Annotated in this window: 4 protein-coding genes; all 4 read right to left on the bottom strand. The window is 31.3% G+C overall.

Translation table 11 applies throughout. The features are described 5' to 3' along the window. The coding region (locus AC30RD_RS05970; protein WP_489493434.1) for a M16 family metallopeptidase at positions 1-1,233 on the bottom strand (1,233 nt) is incomplete at its 3' end. After that, positions 1,230-2,288, bottom strand: coding sequence for a quinone-dependent dihydroorotate dehydrogenase (locus tag AC30RD_RS05965; protein WP_489493433.1), 1,059 nt, complete (start codon positions 2,286-2,288; stop codon positions 1,230-1,232). The genes AC30RD_RS05965 and AC30RD_RS05970, both read right to left, overlap by 4 nt. 2 nt (positions 2,289-2,290) lie before the next feature. Further along, positions 2,291-3,994 (bottom strand): ABC transporter ATP-binding protein, encoded by a 1,704-nt coding sequence (locus AC30RD_RS05960; protein ID WP_489493432.1) that lies wholly within the window; start codon positions 3,992-3,994, stop codon positions 2,291-2,293. Between the two features lies 1 nt (position 3,995). Continuing rightward, on the bottom strand, positions 3,996-5,305 hold a 1,310-nt coding region (gene cysS / locus AC30RD_RS05955; protein WP_489493430.1), incomplete at its 5' end, for a cysteine--tRNA ligase.

The following is a 5,305-nucleotide window of genomic DNA, read 5'->3' as shown; positions in this document are numbered from 1 at the left end:
TTGTAAATCTTTAGGCGTTAGTTTATCAATATTTTCCTCATATTTTAGTAAAGGTTCCAAATTTTCTCTTGCTAAATAGCTTCCAAAAAGATCTGCTACGTTACTTGAATTTTCCAAAGAAAATATAAAATCCGCTTTTGTGTTTATCTTGATTTTTTCAAGTTCTTCCTTGGAAATTTCCCCTTCTTTTAGTTTTTGTATCTCTTTTAATATCTCATTTTCTACAGTTTCGGCTTTTACGCCGGGGTTGCAAACCGCCATAAATATAAAAATCCCAGGATCTTTTAGATCCATGTTATAAGCATAAATTGTATTTACAAGTTTTTTTTCATCAACCAGTTTTTTATATAGTCTACTACTTTTTCCATCGCTTAATAGTGCCGAAATAGCAGATAATGCAAACTGATCGGGATGGGAAAAATCTGGGATATGATATGCAATTGCTACAATTTCCACTTCACTATCTTTGTGAATAATTACTCTTTTTTCACCATCTTGTTTTGGCTCAACTTGATGAACTTTTGGAATATCGCAGCAGTTTTTAATATGTGAAAAATATTTTTTTGCCCCATCAAATACTTTTTCTTTATCTATATCTCCAGCGACAACTATTATGGCGTTTTTAGGTTGATAGTAAGTTTTATGAAACTCTCTTATATCTTCAATTTTCCAATTTAAAATATCTTGCATAAAACCAATGGGAGTCCAGTGATAGGGATGATAAATAAAAGTGTTGTTAAACAGTCTAAAATATAGATATCCAATTGGGTTATTGTCTGTTCTCCATCTTCTCTCTTCGGCAACAACCTCTCTTTCAGGCTGAAACTCTTCATCTTTTAGAGCCAAATTTTCCATAAGTTCGGCAAAAAGTTTTAATGAATCCTCTAAATGGCTTGAACTTGATTTTATATAATAATGCGTATAATCAAATCCGGTTGAAGCGTTATCAACACCTCCAAAACTTTTTACTATCTCATCAAATTCCCCGGCTTTTAAATTTTTTGTAGATTTAAAATTTAAATGTTCAAGCATATGGGCGATTCCGCTTTTTCCCATAACTTCGTTTCTGCTTCCAACTTTATAAAAAATATTTGTTGTAATTACGTTTGTATCATTTTTCATAGGAATAACAACAACCTTCAATCCATTTTCCAAAGTTTTTTCATAATATTTTGGTAAAACGCTACCCATTAATCCCCCTATAAATATAAATATTAATATAAATATTCTCATTTTATATCCGCTCCGATCGCATCATTTATATTATCAAATCCATCCTCTTTTAGTAATTTTATCAAACCTTCATTTATATTTTTTATAAGAGAGGGTCCTTTAAAAATAAGAGCTGTATAAACCTGAACCATATTTGCGCCGGCTTTTATTCTTTTGTAAGCTTCTTGAGCACTATCTATTCCTCCAACGCTAATTAATATAGTTTTACCAAAAAGCTCTTTTGAGATAGCTTTAAATAGATTGTAGCTTTTCTCTTTTAAAACTTTTCCACTTATTCCGCCAAACTCTTTTGCGTTTGGCAAAATAGAATAGTCTGTAGTGGTATTTGTTGCGATTATTCCGTCTGCTCCGGCTTCTATAGCCATTGAAGTTAGATCGATAGCTTTGGATTCGCTCATATCGGGAGCGATTTTTAAAAGTATAGGCGTATTTGTAATATCCTTTGCCATTTTAAAAAGAGCTTTTATAAACTCTTCATTTTGTAGATCCCTAAGGCCGGGCGTATTTGGAGATGAGATATTAACTACCATATAATCTGATAGATCTTTAAATGTTTTTATCAACTGTTCATAATCTTTTAAAGCCTCTTTTTCGGGGGTTGTTTTATTTTTCCCTAAATTTATTCCAATTGGTGTGGCAAAAGGGTATAGTTTTTTTAGCCTTTTTTGGATTATATACATACCATCATTATTAAAGCCCATAGCGTTTTGAATAGATTCGTATGTTGGATATCTAAAGAGTCTTGGTTTTGGATTGCCTTTTTGGGGTTTTGGAGTAACCGTTCCAATCTCGCTAAAACCAAAGCCAAGAGCCGTCATTGCTCTTATCATGGTAGCGTTTTTGTCAAAACCGGCAGCAAGTCCTACGGGATTATAAAAGGTTTTATTAAAAATTTTTTGATTGAGTATCTTATCGTCAATGAAATTTTTTTCAATAAAAGGATTGAAAATTATTGGAAAGGAGTCGAGATTTTTTAAAAAAAATTCAACAATATTGTGTGCAACCTCAGGGTCAAGCTTGAAAATGATTTTTTTGAAATTTTCATAATTTATCATTTTTATCCTTGTTTATTTAATTTTTTATACTCTTGACAATTTTTTATAAGCTCTTTGTGATTTCCTTTGCATACGATTTTTCCTTTTTGTAAAACCAATATCTTATCGGCATCTTTTATAGTGGATAATCTATGGGCTACGATAAAAGTTATTTTATCTTTTGTTATGTTTTTTAGAGCTTCTTGTATTATTTGTTCACTTTTTGTATCAAGCGCGCTTGTGGCCTCATCCAATATTAAGACTTCCGGGTCTTTATAAAGAGCTCTTGCAAGTGCTATCCTTTGCCTTTGTCCGCCGCTTAGATTTCCACCAAACTCTTCAAGTTCTGTATAAATCCCTTTTGGCATATCTTTAACAAATTCATAGGCGTTTGCAAGTTTTAGCGCTTTAATAACCTTTTCTTCATCAAACTCTTCCCCGTATGCAACGTTTGCCGCTACGGTATCTCTAAAAATATAGATTCTTTGAGTAACCAAAGCTATCTTTTTTCTGATACTTTTTACATCAAAATTTTTTATATTTTTATCGTTAAATAAAATTTTACCTTCAGTTGGATCATAAAATCTAACCAAAAGGTTAACTATCGAACTTTTACCGCCGCCGCTATCGCCAACAAGAGCTATTACCTCTCCTTTTTTTGCCTCAAAAGAGACGTTTTTAAGGGCATTTTTGTTATCGTAAAAGAGTGAGACGTTGTCAAATTTTATTTTATTTATTTTTTCGTTAAACTTGTTTTTACTTACTTTTATTGTGGGTTTTAAGTCTATTATTTCAAATATTCTCTCACCTGCAGCAATTGCGTCTTGAAGTTTATTATAAATTGAAGAGATCTTTTTTAAAGGGGTGTAGAGCATAAAAAGTGCAGTCATAAAAGAGAAAAAAGATCCTACGCTCATTTTTCCTTCAATTACCTCATTTCCTCCTACTATTATTACGATTGCTACTACTACCGCACCTAAAAACTCCATAAGAGGACTTACAAGCTCTGATGTTTTTACGCTTTTCATAGTTATTTCAAAGAATTTTTTGTTATGGTTTTTAAATCTATTAAACTCTTTTTCTTCGCTAACGTTTGATTTAATAATCTCGATATTATTAAAAATTTCCGTTAGATGAGAGGTAATGTCTGATATTTTTTCTTGAGACTTTTTTGATATTTTTTTCATTTTTTTAGCCAAAAGAGAAAGAGGGTATAATGAAAGGGGCATAATAACTAAAAAATAAAGAGCTAGCTTTGGACTTTGATATATAACAACACATGTTAAAGCTAAAACAGTTAAAGATTCTCTTAAAAGTTCTGGAACCATATTTGCCACAACGCTTCTTATTCTATTGATATCGTTTGTTATTCTGCTGATTAACTCTCCGCTTCTTTGCTTAATAAAATATTCCATATCCATATTAAATAGGGAGCTTAACATTTTATCTCTTAATCTTCTTAAAATGTCTTGTCCTATGTATTCGGTATAGTAAGTTTGTATAAACTTACCAAAACCTTTTAGAAAATAAAAAAAGATCACTAAAAAAGGAAGTGTTTTTAACATTTCTCTATCTTTATTGATAAAAATCTCATCTAAAACGGGTTTTACAAGATAAGCTGAAGCTGATGATCCGATGGCTGCGGCGATCATTGCTAAAATTGCAAAAAATAGCTCTAATTTATAATCTTTTAAATAGGGTAAAAGTCTTTTTAAAATTATTTTCAAACTAAACCTTTTCCCAAATTGTTCCTTCGGGTGTATCCATTATTGAAATACCCATATCTTTAAGCTTATCTCTAATATTGTCTGCTTTTTTAAAATCTTTTTGTTTTTTAGCTTCGCTTCTTTGTTTTATCAAATCCTCGATCACTTTTTTTGTATTTTCATCTACACCAAGCTGAAAATAAGCAAAAGGGTCTTTATATCCTATGCCTAAGACATTTTCAATTAACTTAAGATTTGAGACGACAATTTTTTTAAAATTTTTATCTTTTGGATTTTTATCGATATAATCGTTGGCTTCGGAGACAAACTCGTCTATTACCGATAGCGCTTTGGATATGTTTAAATCCTCATCAAGAGCTTTAAAAAAAGAGTCTTTAAAATTTTCTTGCACAGATGAGTTTGATAATTTATAAACTCTTTTTTTTAATCTATATATTTTATCGAGTCTTTTTTTTGAGTTTATAAGATCTTCTTCATTAAAATTTAAAGAACTTCTATAGTGGGTAGATAATAGATAAAATCTCAAAATCTCTCCGTCATATACCTTTAAAGCGTCCTTTATAAAAAAACTGTTTCCAAGACTTTTGCTCATTTTCTCTCCGCTTATCGTAACAAAACCGTTATGCATCCAATATTTGGAGAGTTTTTGATTGTAAGCGCATCTTGTCTGAGCCGCTTCGTTTTCGTGATGAGGGAAAAAGAGATCGGCTCCTCCTCCGTGTATATCTATCTGATACTCTTTATCTTTATAGGCTAAATATTTGTATATCATTGCTGAGCACTCTATATGCCAGCCTGGTCTTCCTTTTCCAAAAGGTGAATCAAAACAGATATCATCATCTTTGCACCCTTTCCAAAGGGCAAAATCGGCTAAATTTTTCTTTTGCGGGTTTGGTTCGATTCTACTTAAACTCTCTTCGTCGCACTTTTTACTTAGTGAGCAATACTCTTTATCTTTGGAGGTATCAAAATATATATCACCATTTTTAGTTTTATATGCGCATCCGTTTTTTAGGAGTCTTTCTATCATATCAAACATCGCATCAAGACTTTGAGTCGCTTTTGGCTCAATATCGGCTCTCAATACGTTTAACGCACTCATATCTTCTAAATATCTTTCAATATAATAAGTTGTTATCTCTTCTAAACTTTTGTTGCTGTTTTTTACCTTCTTAATTATCTTGTCATCAATATCTGTAAAATTTTTCATAAAGGTTACTTTATACCCTTTTGCTATCAAAAATCTTCTTAATATATCAAAAACAATGGCACTTCTTGCGTGTCCAAGGTGTGCATCGTCATAAACAGTAG

The organism is Nitrosophilus sp., assembly GCF_982775275.1.
This window is presented reverse-complemented; position numbering and strand designations above follow the sequence as displayed.

What these genes read in the sequence shown, in the direction of transcription:
- AC30RD_RS05965 (WP_489493433.1), bottom strand. Translation starts at nt 2,288, where the DNA reads ATGATAAATTATGAAAATTTCAAAAAAATCATTTTCAAGCTTGACCCT.